Source organism: Arthrobacter sp. Soil763 (assembly GCF_001428365.1).
Taxonomy (GTDB): Bacteria; Actinomycetota; Actinomycetes; order Actinomycetales; family Micrococcaceae; genus Arthrobacter.
In genome coordinates, this window is record NZ_LMSH01000002.1 from 839,544 (window position 1) to 859,497 (window position 19,954).

A 19,954-nucleotide genomic window follows, 5' to 3' on the forward strand; every position below is an offset into this window, starting at 1 on the left:
TCCCCACGCCGGCTGGCTGCCCGCCGGTTGTCCCCACTGCGGCTGCTGCCCCCACGTCGGCTGCGGCCCCGGCGGTCGGCCCCACGGCGGCGGACCGCCCGGCTCCTGATCAGACAAACTTTTCCTCCCCAAAGAAAGTGCCCTGCGGACGCCGCGGCCTGGCCCCGTATCTCCGCTGCGCCCACCCGCCGGCGCGGGCCCGCGCCAAGCTTGCCCCCAGCCTATAGTTTCGGCCGCCCGCCGCAAGCACCCCGGCGCCCGCCTCCGCCGGCGGCGCCATGCCGGGAACCGCCCGAATACGACAAAGCCATTTCAATAGGGGAATATATAAGCTATGAAGGCACGGATTTTGGTTGTGGACGATGACGAGGCGCTGGCCGAGATGATCGGTATTGTGCTGCGCAACGACGGCTTCGACCCCGTCTTTTGCGCCGACGGCAGCCAGGCCCTGGACATCTTCCGTTCCGCCAAACCGGACCTGGTGCTGCTGGACCTGATGCTCCCGGGCATGGACGGCATCGAAGTATGCCGCCAGATCCGCGGGGAGTCCGATGTCCCGATCGTGATGCTGACCGCCAAGTCCGACACCTCCGACGTCGTGCGCGGGCTCGAATCCGGCGCCGACGACTACGTGCCGAAGCCCTTCAAACCGGCCGAACTCGTGGCCCGGGTCCGGGCGCGGCTGCGCCCCGGCGACCAGAAAGCCCCCGAGACGCTCCGCATCGCCGACGTCACGATCGACGTCGCCGGCCACGTGGTGAGCCGCAACAGCGAACGGATTTCGCTGACCCCGCTGGAGTTTGACCTGCTGGTCGCCCTGGCGCGCAAGCCGTGGCAGGTCTTCACCCGGGAGCTGCTCCTGGAACAGGTGTGGGGCTACCGCCACGCCGCGGACACCCGGCTGGTCAACGTCCACGTCCAGCGGCTCCGCTCGAAGATCGAACGCGACCCGGAAGCCCCCGAAGTTGTATTGACGGTCCGTGGTGTCGGCTACAAAGCAGGTTCCTGAACCGGCGGACGATTCCGGCCTGCCCGGTCCGGAGCCGCGCCAGTCCCTGCTGTTCCGCGCCCGGATCTGGAGCCGCCGGGCCCGGATCGTCACCGCCCGCGTGCTGCGGCTGGTGCGCACCGGGGCCACCCGGCTGCTGCCCGGCATCAGGTACCTGCTGCGCGCCGTGCACCGGCGCTGGCGGCGCTCCCTGCAGTTCCGCACCGTCCTGACCACCCTGATGCTGGCGGTCGGTTCGTTCGCTGTAGTGGGCGCCTACCTGTCCAACCAGATCGCGCACAACCTCTTCCAGGAGCGCCTGGCCCAGGCCGAGTCCGAGACCCGCTACAACGTCAAACAGGTCCAGGACACGTTCGACGGCGCCCAGGTCACCGACCAGTCCAGCGTCATCACCCTTGTCTACGACACGCTGAACGCCGTCGAGGGGCGCGGCTCGGTGATCCAGCGCCGCTACGTCTTCGAAGCCATGCCGGAACAGACCAAGCCGCGCAACCGGTGGGTCGAATCGCGGGCTTCCGACCAGCTCACCATCAGCGTCATTCCGCCCGAGCTGCGCAAAGCGGTGCAGGATTCTGGCAAGGACCAGTTCTGGGCCTCCACCGAATTCCCGGTGGGCACCGAGGACCGGCCCGGGATCGCGGTCGGCAACAAGGTGACCTTCAACGGCACGGTCTACGAGCTCTACCTGATCTACGACCTGAACACGGCGCAGAAGACGCTGGACGAGATCCAGAACGTCCTCTTCGCCGGCGCCGCCGCGCTGGCGCTGATGATCGGCGCCGTCGCCTGGTACGTCACCCGCAATGTCGTCAGCCCGGTCAGCCACGCCGCCGTCGTCTCCGAGAAGCTGGCGGCCGGCCAGCTGCAGGAGCGCATGGTGGTCAAGGGGGAGGACGAAGTCGCCCGGCTCGGTGCCTCCTTCAACCACATGGCAGCCAGCCTGCAGGAGCAGATCACCCAGCTGGCCACGCTGTCCCAGATGCAGCAGCGGTTCGTCTCCGACGTCTCGCATGAGCTGCGCACACCGCTAACCACGGTCCGGATGGCCGCCGAGGTCCTCTACGACGCCCGCGACGACTTCGACCCGATCAACAAACGGTCCGCCGAGCTGCTCTACAACCAGGTGGAACGGTTCCAGTCGCTCCTGGCCGACCTGCTGGAGATATCCCGGTTCGACGCCGGCGTGGCGATGCTCGACGCGGAACCGACCGACATCGTCCAGCTCATCTCGCACGTGATCGAGGGTGTCGCCCCGGTGGCCGCCGAATACGGTTCGGAGGTGACCCTGAATGCCCCCGCCGGCAGCATCGTCGTCGAAATGGATGACCGGAGGATCGACCGGATCCTGCGGAACCTGGTCCTGAACGCGCTGGAGCACGGCGAAGGCCGTCCGGTGAACATCTCCGTGGCGGCCAACGACACCGCCGTGGCGGTTGCCGTCAGGGACCACGGCATCGGCATGAGCGCCGCGGAAGCAGCCCGGGTCTTTGACCGTTTCTGGCGGGCCGACCCGGCCCGCGCCCGCACCACCGGCGGCAGCGGCCTGGGTCTTTCCATCGCCACCGAGGACACCAAACTGCACAATGGCTGGCTCCAGGCCTGGGGGGAGAAGGGCAGCGGCTCGAACTTCCGCCTGACCCTTCCGCTGCGCCGGGGTGAGACGATCACGCGGTCGCCGCTGCAGCTGGAACCGGCCGACGTCGGACCCGCAGGGGTCCTGATGGAGCGCACCACACTGCTGGTGAACCAGCCCGCGACCGACCCCCGCCCGGCGTCCGCCGCGGGCGCTAAGGAGCAGCCATGAGCCGGACCCCGAAGCTGGCAGCGGTGACCGCGGCGCTCCTGGCGCTGGTGCTGCTGCTGGCCTCCTGCGCGCAGATCCCGCGTTCCGGGCCGGTCGGCAAAAGCACCGACGAGAGCGCTGGAAAACCCAACAACGCCCCGGTCTTCTTCCCGGTGGCCCCGCGTGCCGGGGCGGGGCCGGAAGCGGTCATCGAGGACTTCTACCTTGCCGGCAGCGGCTACGAGGACGACTACGCGGTGGCCCGCCAGTACCTCACCCAGGCGTCCTCGGTGAAGTGGAAGCCGGACCAGCGGGTGCTGGTCTTCCGCTCCGCCCGGGTGGTGCGTACCGCCGTCGAGAACGTCTACAACTACGAACTCGACCTCGCCTACTCCGTCGACGCCGACGGCATCGCCACCCCGATGCCGCCGGGATCGAAGGAAAACATCCCGGCCACGCTGACCAAGGTGGACGGGGAGTGGCGGATCGCCGAAATCCCGGACGGGACAGCGATTCCGGAGGAGACGTTCAAGGTCATCTACGGCGCCTACCCGATCTACTTCTACGACCCCACCTTCACCTACGCGGTGCCGGACATGCGCTGGTTCATCAAGAAGAAGACGGTTAAGGCCATGGCCAGCGCCCTGCTCGGCGGCCCGGCCCCCTACCTGAAGGGCGCCGTCGTGAGCGCCTTCCCCTCGGGGATGAAGCTGGCCCGCGAATCGGTGCCCGTGGTCTCCGGCGCCGCGCAGGTGGACCTCACGGCAAAGGAACTCGTGGAAGCGTCGAACAAGGACCGGCTGCGGATGCAGACCCAGCTGGCCCTGACCTTCCGGAGCCAGCCCGACGTGATCAACGTCGAGCTGCGGGCCAACCAGGACCTGGTGCGGGTGGAGGATGACGGGTCGGTCCTGCCGCCGGTGCGGGACGAGGACGTGCCCGCGCACCAGATCGCCGTCAGTGACAATGACTTGGTCCGGGTGGAGAACAACAAGATCGGCCCGCTGCCGGACATGCGGTCCGTCAAGGCCCTCGTGCCCCGGCTGCCCGCCGAATCCCCGGTCTCCCAGGCGGCAGCGTTCCTCAGCGGCAACCGCACCACGCTCTACTCGATCGTGCCCGGCCAGCCGGCCCGCGCCCTCACCACGCGGGCCGCCCTGTCGAGGCCCTCGTTCGGGCGCTACGACTGGGTCTGGACCGCCGGGCCGGGCGGCAACGGAGCCACCCAGGTGCTGGCCTACCGGCCGGCCGGCGTCGCCCCGGGCGCGACTGTCCCCGCGGTGACCCTCACGCCGTCCTGGCTGGCCGGCCGGACCGTGAAGGAGTTCAGGGTTTCCCGGGAGGGGACCCGGGCCCTGGTCATTTCCGAACGCAACGGCAAGACCAGCGTGCAGGTCACCGGCATTGTCCGTAACGCCGACGGCACCCCCCGGGACCTCACCGCGCCGATCACCCTGCTCCCGGCCCGCGCCCCGGACCGGGGGGTCTGGGTCAACGACACCACCGTGGCGGTGATGAAGGCCTCCGAGAGCGGGAACGTGACGCCCGAACTGCTGTCCCTGACCGCCGGCCAGCCGCAGCAACTGGCTCCTTGGCCCGGGCTGACGGCGCTGAGCGCCGGCAACGGGCCGCTGGAGATCTACGGACAATCCGCGGAGGGAATCTTCCAGCGGGTTGGAAACGGCTGGTCGCAGCAGCTGAAGGGCGCCGTCGACCCGGCCTTCCCCGGCTGACGCGGGCTGCCCGCACCGGCCTGTCCACATAGCGGCCGGAACGCCTTCCGGGCCGGGCCAGCGGCGTCCAGCCTTGGAGAATGGATTCCAGCGGCCGGCAAACGGCGAAACACCGCGGGGACTTCCGCCGCTGGCAGGCCCGCGCAGCGGACCGGGTGTCCACGGCCGCAGCGGAACTGCTCACCCTCGCCGTGCCGGTGGACTGCGTCTGCTGCGGGGCGGAGGACGCGGCCCTCTGCCACGGGTGTGCCCGCCGGGTCCGCCGGCTGACCGCCAGCCCCTTCCGCGCCGAATCCCGGGCCCCGGCGCTCATGGACATGGACGGCGCGGTGTTGCTGCCGGTGGTGGCTGCAGGCGTCTACCGCGGGGAGCTGGCCCGGTCACTTCTCTCCTTCAAGGCCCACGGCCAGGGGAGGCTGGCCGCTGAACTCGCCCCGGCGCTGGCCCGGGCCATCGCTGCGGCCGGCGGCCACGAAGAGACGCTGTTATTGGTGCCGGTGCCCACCAGCGGCGCCGCTTTCCGCCGCCGCGGGTTCAGCCCGGTGCACCTGCTCCTGTCCCGGGCTAGCCGGAGCGGCGTCCTGCCGGGCACCGAAGTCGCCGGCGTGCTGCGCCTGGCCGGGCCTGCGGGGCGGTTCCGCGGCCGCCCGGCGGGGGGCTGGCCCGGCGGGCAGAAGGGCCTTGGCCGGGCCGCCCGGGCCAGGAGGGTCCGGGGTTCGATGCGGCTTACTAACGCCGGGCAGGCGGGCCTGGCCGGGGTGCCGTGCCTGCTCGTGGACGACGTCCTGACAACCGGTGCCACTTTGGCAGAGGCGGCCCGGGCCATCCGCGCCGGAGGCGGTGTGGTCCGCGGTGCGGCGGTCCTCGCCGCGACACGCCCGCCCGACCGCTCAGGTCCGCCCGCCTCAGCCCCGCCACCGCGGGACAGCCCGGCCGGGGAGAAAAAAATAAACCAAGAAAAGGTGAATAACGGGGGGCGATGAACTAACGTCGAACATGGGTACCAAGAACAGATGTACCTGTCGATAGCGGCTCGGAAAGGGGCTCGACTGTCCGTCAGACCAGCCCCCGGAAGTGCCGCCGTCGTGTCACCGAAGTCATTTGGAGGGCACCATGGAGTTCATGATCAGCGGTCGTAACCTGACGGTCTCAGACCGGTTCCGCGAATACGCCGACGAAAAGATCTCGAAGATCGCATCACTGGGGGACAAGGTCCAGAGGGTGGACGCCAAGGTCACGAAGGAGACCAAGGCCCGGCAGACCGCAGAACTGCTCACAGTCGAGTTGACGGTCCTTGGACGCGGCCCCGTGATCCGTGCCGAAGCCAGTGCCGCGGACAAGTTCGCCGCGTTCGACCTGGCCTACAACAAACTTCTTGAACGGCTCCGCCGGGCCAAGGACCGCAAGAAGGTCCACCACGGCCGGCACACCCCCAAGTCCGTCACGGAGGCGACCGCAACGCTGGAGCCTGCCAGCACCAGCGAGCCCATCTACGAGGAGGCGAGCCACCCGCCGCAGCCCGAGCCGGCCGCCAAGTCGCCGTATGAGGTGGAGAACGACATCCCGGCCGGAGACTCGCCGGTGCTGATCCGCCGGAAGGTGTTTCCGGCGTCGTCCCTCACGCTCGACGACGCGGTGGACAACATGGAACTCGTCGGCCACGACTTCTACCTGTTCGTGGACAAGGAAACGAAGGCACCCTCGGTGGTCTACCGCCGCGAAGGCTGGACCTACGGCGTGATCAGCCTGGACCAGACCTGCGAGCCGGGCGCGGCTCCGCTGGAAGAGAAGATCATCGCCTATCGTTCTGAGGATGAGCCCGCCAGCGCCTGAGCCGGCGACCGCCCGAAGAAGGGAATGAAGTGCCCGCATCGCTGAGCCTCCGGCAGGCGCGGCGGATCGCACTGGCAGCCCAGGGATTGGACAAGGTCCGGCCCGCCGCACCCGTGAGCGCACGGGCGGTGGGCCGGACCTTTGCCCGCCTCCAGCTGGTCCAGATCGATTCCGTCAACGTGCTCTCGCGCAGCCACTACCTGCCGTTCTTTTCACGGCTCGGCAACTACGACCGCGACATCCTGCACCGCATGGCCGGGACCCACCCCCGGCGCATGATGGAGTACTGGGCCCATGAGGCCAGCTTCATCCGGCCCGAACACTTCCAGGACCTGCTGCTGTGGCAGAACCGCACCTGGGTCGGCGCCCACGCGATGGATCCGGAGCTGCGCGGCGATGTGGCGCGCCGGGTGCTGGAAGCGCTGTCCGCCGGGCGGCCGCTGACCGCCGCCGAGCTCACGGCCCGCCTCGGACACGTCGAGGCCCGGACGACGGAAAACTGGGGGTGGAACTGGAACGCCGTCAAGCGGGTCCTGGAGCACCTCTTCGAGGAGGGGCTCGTGACGGCCGCCTCCCGCACAGGTTCGTTCGAACGCCGCTACACGCTGACCTCCCGGGTGCTGGCCACCCCGGCCCCGTCCTCCCAGGACCCTGCCGCCCGGGAGCCGGACGCTGCCGCCGCGATGGTGCGGCTCATTGACGCCGCCGCGCAGGCCCACGGGATCGGCACCGTGCGCTGCTTCGCGGACTATTTCCGCACCCCGGTGCGTGCCGCTGCCGCCGCGGTGGACGAGCTCGTGGCCAGCGGCCGGCTCGAACCGGTGACGGTGGACGGCTGGAACCGGCCGCTCTACCGCCACGCCGAGGCGAGGATGCCGCGTGCCGCCAACGGCCGGGCGCTGCTAAGCCCGTTCGATTCCCTGGTCTTCGAACGCCGCCGGCTGGAAGAACTGTTCGGCTTCCACTACCGGATCGAGATCTACACCCCCGAGCCCCGGCGCCGCTACGGCTACTACGTGCTGCCGTTCCTGCTGGGCGAGGACATCGTGGCACGCGTGGACCTGAAAGCGGACCGGGCAGCCGGCACCCTGCTGGCCAGGGCGAGCCACGCCGAGCCCGGCGCGCCGGCGGATACCGCCGTCGAACTCGCCGCGGAACTGCAGCTCATGGCAGAGTGGTTGGAACTGGAACGGGTCGTCGTGGCACCGGCCGGCGACCTGGCTCCGGCGCTGGGGCAGGCCGTGGCAGGGCTGCCCCCGCTCTGAGGGAACGGGCGCGGCCGGCCGTGCGTCTCTCCCGTAGACTAAACACGCCGGAATTCGGCAGCTGGAGACTGGGAGCAATTTCACGTGGCATCACTTATTGAAAAACTTCTCCGTACGGGTGACAAAAAGACCCTGCGGCGACTGCGGAACTACGCCGATTCCATCAATGCCCTTGAAAGCTCCTTCAAGACCTTCACCGACGCCGAACTGCGGGAAGAAACCGACCGCCTGCGGGCGCGGCACGGCGACGGCGAGACGCTCGACGACCTGCTGCCCGAGGCGTTCGCCGCGGTGCGCGAAGCGTCCTCCCGCACGCTCGGGATGCGGCACTTCGATGTCCAGCTGATGGGCGGCGCCGCCCTGCACCTGGGCAACATCGCCGAAATGAAAACCGGTGAAGGCAAGACCCTGGTGGCCACCGCTCCGGCCTACCTCAACGCCCTCACCGGCAAGGGCGTCCACGTCATCACGGTCAACGACTACCTGGCCGAATACCAGTCCGACCTGATGGGCCGTGTCTACCGCTTCCTGGGCCTGAGCAGCGGGTGCATCCTCTCCAACCAGGACCCGGCCGTCCGGCGCGAACAGTACGCCTCGGACATCACCTACGGCACAAACAACGAATTCGGCTTCGACTACCTGCGCGACAACATGGCGTGGGACAAGTCCGAGCTGGTCCAGCGCGGCCACAACTTCGCCATCGTCGATGAAGTCGACTCCATCCTGATCGACGAGGCCCGCACCCCGCTGATCATCTCCGGCCCCGCGCAGGGCGACACCAACCGCTGGTACAGCGAGTTCGCCAAGGTGGTCCTGCGGCTGCAGCCCGAGACGGACTACGAGGTCGACGAGAAGAAGCGCACCGTCGGCGTCCTCGAAGCCGGCATCGAGAAGGTCGAGGACTACCTCGGCATCCACAACCTCTACGAGTCCGCGAACACGCCGCTGATCGGCTTCCTGAACAACGCCATCAAGGCCAAGGAACTCTTCAAGCGGGACAAGGACTACGTCATCCTCGACGGCGAGGTGCTGATCGTCGACGAGCACACCGGCCGCATCCTCGCCGGACGGCGCTACAACGAGGGCATGCACCAGGCGATCGAGGCCAAGGAAGGCGTCGAGATCAAGGCCGAGAACCAGACTCTCGCCACGGTCACGCTGCAGAACTACTTCCGCATGTACGACAAGCTGGCGGGCATGACCGGCACCGCCGAGACCGAAGCCGCCGAGTTCATGAGCACCTACAAGCTCGGCGTCGTCGCCATCCCGACCAACCGGGACATGCAGCGCATCGACCAGCCGGACCTCGTCTACAAGAACGAGACCGTCAAGTTCGACGCCGTCGTGCGGGACGTCGCCGAGCGGCACGAAAAGGGCCAGCCGGTCCTGGTCGGCACCACCAGCGTGGAGAAGAGCGAATACCTGTCCCGGCTGCTGGCCAAGGAAGGCATCCGCCACGAGGTCCTGAACGCCAAGAACCATGCCCGCGAAGCGTCCATCGTCGCGCAGGCCGGCCGCAAGGGCGCCGTGACGGTCGCGACCAACATGGCCGGCCGCGGCACCGACATCATGCTTGGCGGCAACGCCGAATTCACCGCCGTGGCCGAGCTCGCCAAGCGCGGCCTCGACCCGGAGGAGAACTCCGAGGAGTACGAGGCCGCCTGGCCCGACGCCTTCGAGGCGGCCAAGCAGTCCGTCAAGGACGAGCACGAGGAAGTCCTTGGCCTCGGCGGCCTGTACGTCCTCGGCACCGAACGGCACGAGTCCCGCCGGATCGACAACCAGCTGCGCGGCCGCTCCGGCCGCCAGGGTGACCCGGGCGAATCCCGCTTCTACCTCTCACTGACCGATGACCTGATGCGCCTGTTCAACTCCGGTGCCGCCGAACGGCTGATGAACAGCTCGGTGCCCGACGACGTCGCGCTGGAATCGAAGCTGGTCTCCCGCGCCATCGCCTCGGCGCAGGGCCAGGTCGAGGGCCGCAACGCCGAACAGCGCAAAAACGTCCTGAAGTACGACGACGTCCTGAACCGCCAGCGCGAGGCGATCTACGGCGACCGCCGCCGGATCCTCGAAGGCGATGACCTGCACGAGAAGGTCCAGTACTTCATCGAGGACACGATCACCGCGTTCATCGACGAGGCCACGGCCGAGGGCACCGGCGACGACTGGGACTTCAACGTGCTTTGGACCAACCTGAAGACGCTGTACCCCGTGAGCTTCTCGCCCCGCGACGTAATCGACGAGGCCGGCGGCAAGTCCCGGATCACGGCCGAGTTCCTGAAGGAGGAGATCCTCTCCGACGCCCGCCTGGCCTACCAGGCGCGGGAGGAGATGATCGGCTCCGAGAGCATGCGGGAGCTTGAACGCCGTGTGGTCCTGTCCGTGATCGGGCGCAAGTGGCAGGAACACCTCTACGAGATGGACTATCTCAAGGAGGGCATCGGCCTGCGCGCGATGGCCCAGCGCGACCCCCTGGTCGAGTACCAGCGCGAGGGCTTCATCATGTTCCAGGCCATGATGGAAGCGATCCGGGAGGAGAGCGTCGGTTTCCTGTACAACCTGGAGGTGGAGGTGACCCCGGCGGAGGACGTCGTGGTGGCCGACGCCGACGGCGGGCACACCGAACACCACGAACCGCAGGTCCACGCCGCCGGGCTGGAAGCGCCGGAGAAGCCCGCGCAACTGCAGTACACGGCACCTGGCGAGGACGGCGCGGCGCAGACCCGGGTCGAGGCCAAGTCCTCGGGACGGTCCGGCAACCCGGCCAAGGCCGCGCAGGAACAGCCGCGGCGGGCCGCCAAGAAGAAGCGCCGCTAGCGATCGGGTACAAACAGGCAGGGCCGGAACATCAGTTCCGGCCCTGCCTGTTTGCGTCTTCCTCCCTTCCTCGCGGTTCGTGCCAGGTGCGGCGCGCGGCGCGCAGCCCCCGCCGCGCGCCGCCGTTCACCCGATCTCGAGCACGGTGACCCGCCAGACCTGCCGGCTGCGCTCAAGCCGCAGCGCCACCGCCCGGACGCGGAGTTCATCCGCCACCACCGCGCTGGCCTCGTAGACATCCTCGGACACCCGGCAGGCGCGGACTGAGCGCACCGTCGGGTTCCGGTGCAGCCGCCCCGCCGTCGGCGAGGTGCCCGAAGCGACCCGGCGGGTCAGCGCCGCCCGGTGCTGCAGGGCCGCCAGGCAGTGCTCGTCGAGTCTGCGCGCAAGCTGCTGGACCGGGCGGGTGCCGGCCAGGACCTCTACGGCCGCCTGTACCGTGGACCGCGAGATCGCACAGACCTCCCGGTCCAGGTCCACCACCTGGAGGTGGGGCGCCGCCGGGCGCACGGGGACAACTCCTGCTGCATGGATACCGGGAGTGACGCTCATGGGATTTCCTCGCTGTTGCCGGGCTGAGGGTCCTGGCGGACCCGGGGACGGGTGGATCAGGGGTGAAAGGGCAGCCGAAGGATCTGGCCGGGGAGCAGCAGCGAAGGATCGTTGCCGATGGTCTCCCGGTTTGCGGCGTACAGCCGGGGCCAGGCCAGGGCGATGTCGACGTCGGACGCCAGCGGACCCAGCGCGGCCGCGCTAATACTCCACAGCGAATCCCCCTCCCGCACGGCGATCTCCGCTGTTCCGTTCGTCGGCAGGGGAGTGCGCCGCGGCACCGGTGCCAGGCCGGCCGCGTCGACCGGGGACCGGGCGGGAATCCAGTGCGGGTCCACGCCGATGCCTGGCCCTGCGTTGCCGGGCGCCGGAGGCGCCGGTTGCGGGGTGGGAGTTCCCGCCGCTGCCGGCCCGGTGCCGGGGACTCGCAGGGCTGCAACGGCGGGCGGGGGAGGGGCGGCAGGGCCGGCCGTTCCGGTCCCGGCGTGGGCCAGCGGTGCCGTGGCCAGCTGGAGGCCGACGGCGGCGAGTGCCAGCCGGCGCATGAACGCCGGGGTGAACCTGCCGGTCGCGGCGGCGGCGGCCGTGCTGCCGCGGCGGTCGAGCACCGCCGCCGCCAGGGCGATCGTGAAGGACAACGCCCACCAGACGACAAGGATCAGGCCCGCGGCGTTCGCGGCGAGGCCGAGGTGTTCCTCGAAGCTCAGGCCCTGCCGCCGCACCGCCGAGGGCTGCAGGCGCCGGGCCAGCTGGGCGCCGGAGCCAGCGAGGAATATCCCGGCAACCATGATCAGCGCAGCCGTGGCGGCGTCTGCCCGCAGCAGCCGCCGGCGTCCGGCGCCAGATCCGCTGTTAATCCCCATGCCCGCCTCTTTCCCATCTACCGGCGGACGTAGAAACCGTTCACCGTTTGCATTTGACGCTGTTTGATGCATTTTGATGCGTTTTGATGCTGTTAAATGAGTCTGCGCGTGGGGCGGCCGCGCTGTCTAGGGCCATGCGGAGGCCTGTGGATTACCCGTTGACCGCTTCCCGCCGCGCGCTTACGCTGGCGCCATGCGTTGGGACGCCCTGTTTGCCGATCTGGAGGCCCAGCTCGCCGCGGGAGGACGCCTGGAGCTCGAAGCAGAAATCGGGGAGCGCGCGCGGGCGGACGCCGCAACCGTCGAATTGGCTGACCGGCTGCGGGGCTCCGTAGGCCTGCGGATCGCCGTCCATCTCGCCTCCGGCGCGGTCTACGAAGGCACCTTGAGTCACGCGGGCAGCGAATGGCTGGTGCTCGACGAGGAGCGGCACCAGTTGCTGGTTCCCCACACCGCGGTCCTCCGCTTTGCGGGCCTGTCCCGGCTGGCCGTTGCCGCCGGCTCGGCCGTCCGCCAGCGGCTGGGCCTGTCGAGTGCGCTGCGTGAGCTTACCCGCGACCGAGCCCGGGTGACTGTGATCGTGTCGCGGGGCGCGGCGGGCGAATCCGTACTGCATGGCGTGATTGACCGGGTGGGCCGGGACTTCCTGGACCTGGCGGTCACCGGCCCCGGGGAGGAACGCCGTCCGGCGAACGTGAGCGGGACGGCGACCATCCCCTTCGGCGCCCTCGCCGGACTGCGGTCGGTCCGCGGCGCCGAGGGGTGAGGTCCCGGCTTAGTTGCCTTTAGCCCTGGCTTCCTCGATCATGCGGCTCGCCTCGGCGTAGCGCTCCTGGATGTACTGCTCCAGCATCGATTCCTCGACCCGCCATTGACCGCGGCCGCCCACCTGGATGGCTTTGAGTTGTCCGCTGCGGACCAGGGCGTAGGCGGCCGGAGAGTTGATCTGCAGCTGCTCGGCCACGTCGGCGAGGGTCAGGAAGCGAGGCATGTGTACATTTTGCCACCGTTGGCGGCGTTTAGGGCCGTTATCCACACGATGGGCCGGTTTGCCGCTGCATCTTCCCGCAGGCGGGCTGATTCGTCACAATGGGCGGGACAACAGGGGTGTCCGGCGCCGTGGCCCGGACCGCGGCTACAGGGGGAGCGGGGACGCATGGGTGTGGGCACGGTGGAAGGCGGCGCGCGGCTGAAGAAACCCTCCTGGAAAGATCCGCGGCTGCTGATAGGCATCCTGTTGGTGCTTGCCTCCGTCGCCGGGGTGGTCTCCCTGGTGGCGGCGGCCGACCAGACCACCGAGGCCTACGCCGCCAGCGAGCCCATTGCGGTGGGCGAACGGCTGGACGCGGACAAGCTCCACCGCGTGCGGGTGCGGCTGAACGACGTCGAGCCGCACTACCTCACCCCGGAATCGGGGGTTCCCGGGGACCTTGTCGCAGTCCAGCGCGTCGGCAAGGACCAGTTGCTGCCGCGGGAGAGTTTCGGCCAGCCGGACGGGCTGGACCGTAAGCCCCTCGCCCTCACCGTCGAGGAGGCGCTGCCGCCGCAGGCTGTCGCCGGTTCCCGGGTGGATGTCTGGGTCGCACTGCCGGACGTGCGCAACGGCTACGGCGAGCCGGCGCTGGTGCTGCCGGGAGCCGAAATCGCCCAGCTCACGCCCGGCAGCACGGCCCTGGGCTCCCAGCGGGCCACGGTGGTGATGGTCCTGGTCCCGGACGGGCAGATGCCCAAACTGCTCGGCGCACAGGCCAACAAGGCGAGAATCTCGGTCGTCTGGAACCCCGGCGGAGCGGGCTGATGGGCATCCCCGTGGTCACGGTCGGCCGGTCCGGGGACGCCCTGGTGGACGGGCTGGAACGGCTGCACGGTCCGGTCTCAGTGGTCCGCCGCTGCAGCGAACTCGCAGAGTTGCTGGCCGCCTGCCAGACGGGCCTGGCCCGCGCCGCCGTCGTCGCCGACGGGTCCGAGGAACTGACCGCCTCGCTCGTAGACCGGCTCTCCGCCGTCGGCGTTGCCGTCGTGGCACTGGCCGACGGCCCCGAGGAGTCCGCCCGGCTGCGGGGCATCGGCGTCACCGCCGAGGTCCCGGGCGTCGAGCCGGGCGCGCTGGCGGCCGTCATCGAGGACGCGGTGGCGCAGCTCGCAACGGGCCTGCCCCCGTCGTTTCCGCGTGCCTCCGACGACCACGGAGCGGTGCCGCCCGCTGCCGGCGGGCGTGGGCGGCCTCCGGGGCGGCCCGGTGCCGAGCACCCGGCCCCGCACGCGGGGCAGCCTGTTGCCTCCGGTCCGGGCACGGGGAGGATCATTGCGGTGTGGGGCCCGGCGGGCGCCCCCGGCCGCACCCTCATCGCTGCCAACATGGCGGCGGAGCTGGCAGCGGAGGGCCGGTCGGTGCTGCTGGTCGACGCCGACAGCTACGGCGCCAGCGTGGCCGCGGTCCTGGGGCTGCTTGATGAGTCGGCTGGTCTGGCGCAGGCCTGCCGGTTGGCGGACCAGGGCCTGCTGGACTGCGCGGCCCTGCTCAAGGTTGCCGTGCCGGTCGCCACCCGCACCGGCACCTTCCGGGTGCTGACCGGCATCACCCGAGCAGACCGCTGGACCGAGCTCCGGGCCGCCGCGCTGGCCTTGGTCTACGAACGGGCCCGGGAAGCCGCCGAGGTCACCGTCATTGACACCGGGTTCTGCCTGGAGGCCGACGAGGAGCTCAGCTTCGACTCGATGGCGCCGCGCCGGAACGCCGCAACGCTGCGCAGCCTGGAACTGGCCGACACGGTGTACGCCGTCGGCGCCGCCGATCCGGTCGGCGTGCCCCGGCTGGTCCGCGGGCTGGCCGAACTGGAGGCGGCCGTCCCGCAGGCCTCGCCGCGTGTGGTCCTGAACAAGGTGCGGTCCGCCGCCGTCGGCCGGTCGCCCGAGCGGCAGCTGCGCGAGGCCTGGGCCCGGTACGGCCCCGCCGCGCCGCTGGAGGCATTCCTTCCCGCCGACCCCGCGGCCTGCGACGCCGCCCTGCTCTCCGGCTCGCTGCTGGTCGAGTCCGCGCCGGACTCACCGCTGCGGAGGGCCATCGCCGGGCTCGTTTGTGCAACCGTCCAGCGAAATCGGAAATCCTCTGTCTTTTCTTCCACAGCAATGCGCGGGGTAAAGGGCTAGGCTCGCCATGAGGGCCGCAACGGTGCGGCCAGAAACTTTGTGATGGAGGCGTTTGTCGATGTCGTCTGGGTCCAGCGTGGAGGATCAACCCGTTTCGATCGGTGCCGGTGAAGGGTACTTCGCGGACTACTACGAGCACCTCGCAGAGGAGGACGCCCGCGCCTACGGCGAGGATGTCCTGAACGCCCGGTCCCAGGCACACCTGCAGGCGGCCGCCGTGCGGCGTCCCGGCGTACCGAACATTTCGATTGCCGACGAGGCCGAATCGAGCGTCGTCTACATCGTCACCGACGACATGCCCTTCCTTGTCGATTCGGTCAACGCCGAGCTGGTCCGGCAGAAGACCGCCATCCGCCTCGTGATCCACCCGCTCTTCGTCGTCACCCGCAACCGCGAGACCGGCCGGCTGGTCAAGGTTTCCCGGGTGCCCTCCCACCTGGGCATCTCCAGCGGCGACACGGCAGCGATGCCGAACCTCTCGCACCTGATCGCCGAGGGTGACAACGCCTCCCACATGGAGTCCTGGATCGCCGTCGAGATCGATCCGGTCGGCGACGCCAAGCGCGCGGAGCTCATCGAGGGCCTTTCCCGGGTGCTCGGTGACGTGCGCGCCGCCGTCGAGGACTGGCCGAAAATGCGCAACAAGGCCCACGAGGTCTCCGACGGGCTGGACCAGGTGGCGAACGCCGGCCAGATCGCCGGGCTCCGGCAGGCGCAGGAATTGCTGCGCTGGCTCGACGACGGGAACTTCACCTTCCTGGGCTACCGCGAATACGACCTGCGGAACGAATCCGGCGAAGACGTGCTCGAACTGCGGGAAGACAGCGGCCTGGGCCTGTTGCGCAACAGCGCCGACATGCAGCACCAGATCCAGCACCTGACCGAGACCGGCCGACGGAAGGCCCGCGAGAAGAGCGCCCTGGTGATCACCAAGGCGAACTCGCGCTCGACGGTGCACCGCCCGGCCTACCTGGACTACATCGGCGTGAAAAGCTTCGACGCGGCCGGCAACGTCAACGGCGAACGGCGCTTCATCGGCCTGTTCGCGACCACCGCCTACGCCGGCTCCGTGCGCGAGATCCCGGTTGTGCGCGAAAAGGTCGACGCCGTGCTGCGGGACGCCGGCTTCCCGCCGGACTCACACTCCGGCAAGGACCTCCTCGGCATCCTTGAAACCTACCCGCGCGATGAGCTCTTCCAGATCGAGGTCCCCGACCTGGCCGCCATCACCACCGGAATCCAGCGCCTGCAGGAGCGCCGCCGCACCCGGCTGTTCCTCCGGCCGGACATTTACGGCCGCTTCATGTCGGCCCTGGTCTACCTTCCCCGTGACCGCTACACCACCAACGTCCGGCTGCGCATCGAGCAGGAACTGCGTGAGACGTTCAACGCCGTCTCGATCGACTACGAGGCGCGGATGACCGAATCCGCCCTCGCCCGCCTGTTCTTCAGGATCCGGCTGCCCAAGGACGCCGATCCCAGCGGCATCAACGCCGACGAACTCGAGAAGCGGCTGGTCCGCGCGGCCCGCTCGTGGAGCGAGGGCATCGCCGAGGTGCTGCGCGCACGGGCCGGCGCCGACGGCGAAAACGGCGCCAAGGAACTCGCCTCGCTGTGGGCCGAGGCCTTCCCCGCCAGCTACCGCGTCGACTACGAAGTCGAGGACGCGCTCGAGGATATCGCCCGGTTCGAACAGCACGGCGCTGCCGCCCGGACAGAAACGGGCAAGGCCGGCGGGGAACGGCCCGGCGTGCACGTCTACCTGCCCGAGGGTGCCGGTGCCACGCTGGAGGAGGACGCCCGCGTCAAGCTCTACATGCTCGAGCCCAAGAGCCTGAGCCAGATCCTGCCCTACTTCCACAACCTGGGCCTCGAGGTCCTCGACGAGCGCCCCTTCGAGATCGAAACGGCCGACCGCCGCGACTTCTTCCTCTACGACCTCGGCCTGAAGTACCCCGCCGGCGTGGACCCGGAACGCACCGGCGCCCTGCTCGGCGAGTCCTTCGGCGCTGCCGTCTCCGGCGCGGTCGAGTCCGACAGCTTCGACCGCCTCGTTTTGCGCGAGGGCATGCACTGGCGGCAGGTCGTCGTGCTGCGCGCCTACGCCAAGTACATGCGGCAGATGGGCAACACCAACTCCTTCGAGTTCATGGCCGACACGCTGCTGGCGAACCCGGACGTCACCCGCGGACTGAACGCGCTGTTCGCGGCCCGCTTCGACCCCGCGCTGCCCGAGGCGGACCGCGCGGCACGGCAGGAGGAGGTCCGCGCCGCGCTGGACACGGCCATCGAACAGGTTGCCACCCTCGACGCCGACCGGGTGCTGCGCACCCTCAAGAACCTGATCCAGGCCACGGTCCGGACCAACTTCTACCAGAACAAGACGCACGTCAGCTTCAAGCTTGACCCTTCCGGCATCGACGGCCTGCCGTTCCCGCGCCCGGTGTTCGAGATCTGGGTCTACTCTCCCCGGGTTGAAGGAGTGCACCTGCGCTTCGGCAAGGTTGCCCGCGGCGGCCTTCGCTGGTCCGACCGGCGCGAGGACTTCCGCACCGAAATCCTCGGCCTGGTCAAGGCCCAGACCGTCAAGAACGCGGTCATCGTTCCGACCGGCGCCAAGGGCGGGTTCTACGCCAAGCAGTTGCCGGATCCCGCCGCGGACCGCAGCGCCTGGATGGCTGAGGGCGTGGAGAGCTACAAGACGTTCATCCGCGGCCTGCTGGACGTCACGGACAATCTCGTGACGACGGCGGACGGCGAGACCGTCGTGCCGCCCGCCGACGTCGTACGCCACGACAGCGACGATTCCTACCTCGTCGTCGCGGCGGACAAGGGGACGGCATCGTTCTCCGACATCGCCAACGGCCTCGCCGCCGAGTACGGCTTCTGGCTCGGGGACGCCTTCGCCTCCGGCGGTTCGGTGGGCTATGACCACAAGGCCATGGGCATCACCGCCCGGGGCGCGTGGGAGTCCGTCAAACGCCACTTCAGCGAGCTGGGCCTGGATACGCAGGCGGAACCGTTCACCGTCGTCGGCGTCGGCGACATGTCCGGGGACGTCTTCGGCAACGGCATGCTGCTCTCCCGGCACATCCGGCTGCTCGCGGCATTCGACCACCGGCACATCTTCCTCGATCCCAACCCGGACGAGGCAGCCTCGTTCGAAGAGCGGCAGCGGCTCTTCGAGCTGCCCCGCTCCTCCTGGGACGACTATGACAAGTCGCTGATCAGCGAGGGCGGCGGCGTCTTCGCCCGCCAGGCCAAGTCCATTCCCGTCTCCGCTCAGGTCCGGGCCGCGCTGGGGCTGCCGGAAGGCACCACCCAGCTCAGCCCGCCGGAGCTGCTCCGGGCGATCCTCCTCGCCCCGGCGGACCTGCTCTACAACGGCGGCATCGGCACCTACGTGAAGGCCTCCACCGAGACGAACGGCGAGGTCGGCGACAAGGCCAATGACGCCATCCGCGTCGACGGCCGCGAGCTGCGCGTCAAGGTGGTCGGCGAGGGCGGCAACCTGGGCATGACCCAGCGGGGCCGGATCGAGGCCGCGCTACAGGGCGTCATCCTCAACACCGACGCGATCGACAACTCGGCAGGCGTGGACTGCTCCGACCACGAGGTCAACATCAAGATCTTCGTGGACCGCATGGTGGCTGCCGGCAAGCTCGACCCGGCCGAGCGCGCCGACTTCCTGGCGTCCATGACCGACGAGGTCGGCCGCCTGGTGCTTGAGGACAACATCGACCAGAACATCCTGCTGCTCAACGACCGGATGCGGGTGGCCGAATGGAGCCCCAGCTACGAGCGGCTGATGGACTGGCTGGAAAAGTCCGCCGACCTCAAGCGCGACCTGGAGGCACTGCCGACCACCGAGACCCTGCGGGAACGCCTCGAACAGGGCCAGGGCCTGACCTCGCCGGAGCTGTCCGTGCTGGCGGCCTACGCCAAGATCGAGCTCGCCACCGCACTGCGGGACAGCGACCTGGCCGAGGACCCGTGGTTCCGCGAAACGCTGCGGGCCTACTTCCCGAAGCAGCTGCGTGAGCGCTTCGACGCGGAACTGGACAGCCACCCGCTGCGCCGGGAAATCATCGCCACCGTCGTCGCCAACGACATGATCAACATGGGCGGCATCACGTTCGCGTTCCGCGCCATGGAGGAGACCTCGGCACCCGAGGCCGCCGTCGCGAAGGCGTTCGTCGCGCTGCGCGAAGTCTACGAGCTGGACATCATGGTGGCCGAGCTCAACGAACTGCCGGCGTCGTTCCCGACCGAGCACTGGAGCACCGTCCACCTGGACATCCGCCGGCTGCTGGACCGGGCGGTCCGCTGGGTTCTCGGACAGGGCAATGCCGCACGGCCGATCGCCGAGATCGTGGCCGAATTCAAGCCCCTGATGGACCCGATGCGGGCCCGGCTGCTGGACTACCTGCGCGGCGGCGACCGCGAACGGGTCTCCCAGTGGCTGGAGAAGGCCCGTAGCTGGGAGCTGCCGGAGGATCTGGCGCACCGCTGGGCCGAGCTGTTCGAGAGCTTCGTCCTCCTGGACATCGCCAAGATCGTGCACGCCGGGAACGAGCCGGTGGAGAACATCGCGCACGTCTACTACACGGTGTTCGACCGCTTCCACGTCGATTCGCTGCTGGAAAGGATCACCAAGCTGCCGCGGAAGGACCGGTGGCAGGCGCTGGCCCGTGCGGCGCTGCGCGATGATCTGTACTCGACCGTTACGGACATGACGACGGCGGTCCTGGCATCGACCCCCGCTGACCTCTCGGCCGAAGAGCGGCTGGCGGCGTGGGAGGGCCAGAACGTCGAGCAACTGGGACGGGCGAAGAGCATGTTCGATGAGGTCAACGCCCTCGAGGCCGATGACATGGCCTCGCTCTCGGTAGCATTGAGGCTCTTGAGGTCAATCGTCCGACGCTAGGGCTGCCGGCCCCCGCGTC

General features: G+C 69.4%; 14 protein-coding genes. 11 read left to right on the forward strand and 3 right to left on the reverse strand.

Annotated elements, in window-relative coordinates; translation table 11 throughout:
* Positions 1 to 334 precede the first annotated feature (334 nt).
* From mtrA to secA, 7 genes are all read left to right on the forward strand, one after another.
* The gene (gene mtrA / locus ASG71_RS07515) at positions 335 to 1,009 is read left to right on the forward strand and encodes an MtrAB system response regulator MtrA (protein ID WP_056738023.1); all 675 of its coding nucleotides are present in this window, start codon (positions 335 to 337) and stop codon (positions 1,007 to 1,009) included.
* Positions 1,010 to 1,028: 19 nt separating this feature from the next.
* Positions 1,029 to 2,813, forward strand: coding sequence for an MtrAB system histidine kinase MtrB (mtrB, locus tag ASG71_RS07520; RefSeq protein ID WP_056738630.1), 1,785 nt, complete (start codon positions 1,029 to 1,031; stop codon positions 2,811 to 2,813).
* Positions 2,810 to 4,525, forward strand: a complete 1,716-nt coding sequence (locus ASG71_RS07525) for an LpqB family beta-propeller domain-containing protein (protein WP_056738024.1) — start codon at positions 2,810 to 2,812, stop codon at positions 4,523 to 4,525. Before mtrB ends, ASG71_RS07525 begins: the two co-directional genes overlap by 4 nt.
* Positions 4,526 to 4,605: 80 nt before the next feature.
* Positions 4,606 to 5,508, forward strand: coding sequence for a ComF family protein (locus ASG71_RS07530; protein WP_200947949.1), 903 nt, complete (start codon positions 4,606 to 4,608; stop codon positions 5,506 to 5,508).
* Positions 5,509 to 5,638: 130 nt separating this feature from the next.
* Positions 5,639 to 6,358, forward strand: a complete 720-nt coding sequence (gene hpf / locus ASG71_RS07535; RefSeq protein ID WP_056738025.1) for a ribosome hibernation-promoting factor, HPF/YfiA family — start codon at positions 5,639 to 5,641, stop codon at positions 6,356 to 6,358.
* A gap of 29 nt (positions 6,359 to 6,387) precedes the next feature.
* On the forward strand, positions 6,388 to 7,623 hold the full coding sequence (locus ASG71_RS07540; protein ID WP_056738026.1) for a winged helix-turn-helix domain-containing protein: 1,236 nt from the start codon (positions 6,388 to 6,390) through the stop codon (positions 7,621 to 7,623).
* Between the two features lie 84 nt (positions 7,624 to 7,707).
* Positions 7,708 to 10,443: a preprotein translocase subunit SecA gene (gene secA / locus ASG71_RS07545; RefSeq protein ID WP_056738027.1), complete on the forward strand. Its 2,736-nt coding sequence runs from the start codon at positions 7,708 to 7,710 to the stop codon at positions 10,441 to 10,443.
* A gap of 126 nt (positions 10,444 to 10,569) precedes the next feature.
* On the opposite strand, the gene ASG71_RS07550 is transcribed toward secA, so the two are convergent.
* Both ASG71_RS07550 and ASG71_RS07555 read right to left on the reverse strand, forming a co-directional pair.
* Positions 10,570 to 10,995: an Rv3235 family protein gene (locus ASG71_RS07550; protein ID WP_056738028.1), complete on the reverse strand. Its 426-nt coding sequence runs from the start codon at positions 10,993 to 10,995 to the stop codon at positions 10,570 to 10,572.
* Positions 10,996 to 11,051: 56 nt separating this feature from the next.
* Entirely contained in the window at positions 11,052 to 11,858 is an 807-nt protein-coding gene (locus ASG71_RS07555; protein WP_056738029.1) for a LysM peptidoglycan-binding domain-containing protein, read from the reverse strand.
* A gap of 193 nt (positions 11,859 to 12,051) precedes the next feature.
* Between ASG71_RS07555 and ASG71_RS07560 the strand changes: the two genes are divergently transcribed.
* A complete protein-coding gene (locus tag ASG71_RS07560) occupies positions 12,052 to 12,624 on the forward strand; it encodes a hypothetical protein (RefSeq protein WP_056738030.1) in 573 nt (190 codons plus the stop codon).
* 9 nt (positions 12,625 to 12,633) lie between these two features.
* On the opposite strand, the gene ASG71_RS07565 is transcribed toward ASG71_RS07560, so the two are convergent.
* On the reverse strand, positions 12,634 to 12,849 hold the full coding sequence (locus ASG71_RS07565; RefSeq protein ID WP_056738031.1) for a helix-turn-helix domain-containing protein: 216 nt from the start codon (positions 12,847 to 12,849) through the stop codon (positions 12,634 to 12,636).
* A 165-nt stretch (positions 12,850 to 13,014) separates the two neighbouring features.
* Here ASG71_RS07565 and ASG71_RS07570 point away from each other — a divergent pair, with 165 nt between their 5' ends.
* Genes ASG71_RS07570 through ASG71_RS07580 form a run of 3 tightly spaced genes read left to right on the forward strand, consistent with a single transcriptional unit; the run spans position 13,015 to position 19,935 of the window.
* Positions 13,015 to 13,656 carry a hypothetical protein gene (locus ASG71_RS07570; protein ID WP_056738032.1) on the forward strand — a complete coding sequence of 214 codons (642 nt, stop codon included), beginning with the start codon at positions 13,015 to 13,017 and terminating at the stop codon, positions 13,654 to 13,656.
* On the forward strand, positions 13,656 to 15,008 hold the full coding sequence (locus ASG71_RS07575) for an AAA family ATPase (RefSeq protein ID WP_056738033.1): 1,353 nt from the start codon (positions 13,656 to 13,658) through the stop codon (positions 15,006 to 15,008). The genes ASG71_RS07570 and ASG71_RS07575 overlap by 1 nt, the downstream gene beginning before the upstream one ends.
* A 58-nt stretch (positions 15,009 to 15,066) precedes the next feature.
* Positions 15,067 to 19,935 (forward strand): NAD-glutamate dehydrogenase, encoded by a 4,869-nt coding sequence (locus tag ASG71_RS07580; protein ID WP_056738034.1) that lies wholly within the window; start codon positions 15,067 to 15,069, stop codon positions 19,933 to 19,935.
* The last annotated feature ends 19 nt before the right edge of the window (positions 19,936 to 19,954 follow it).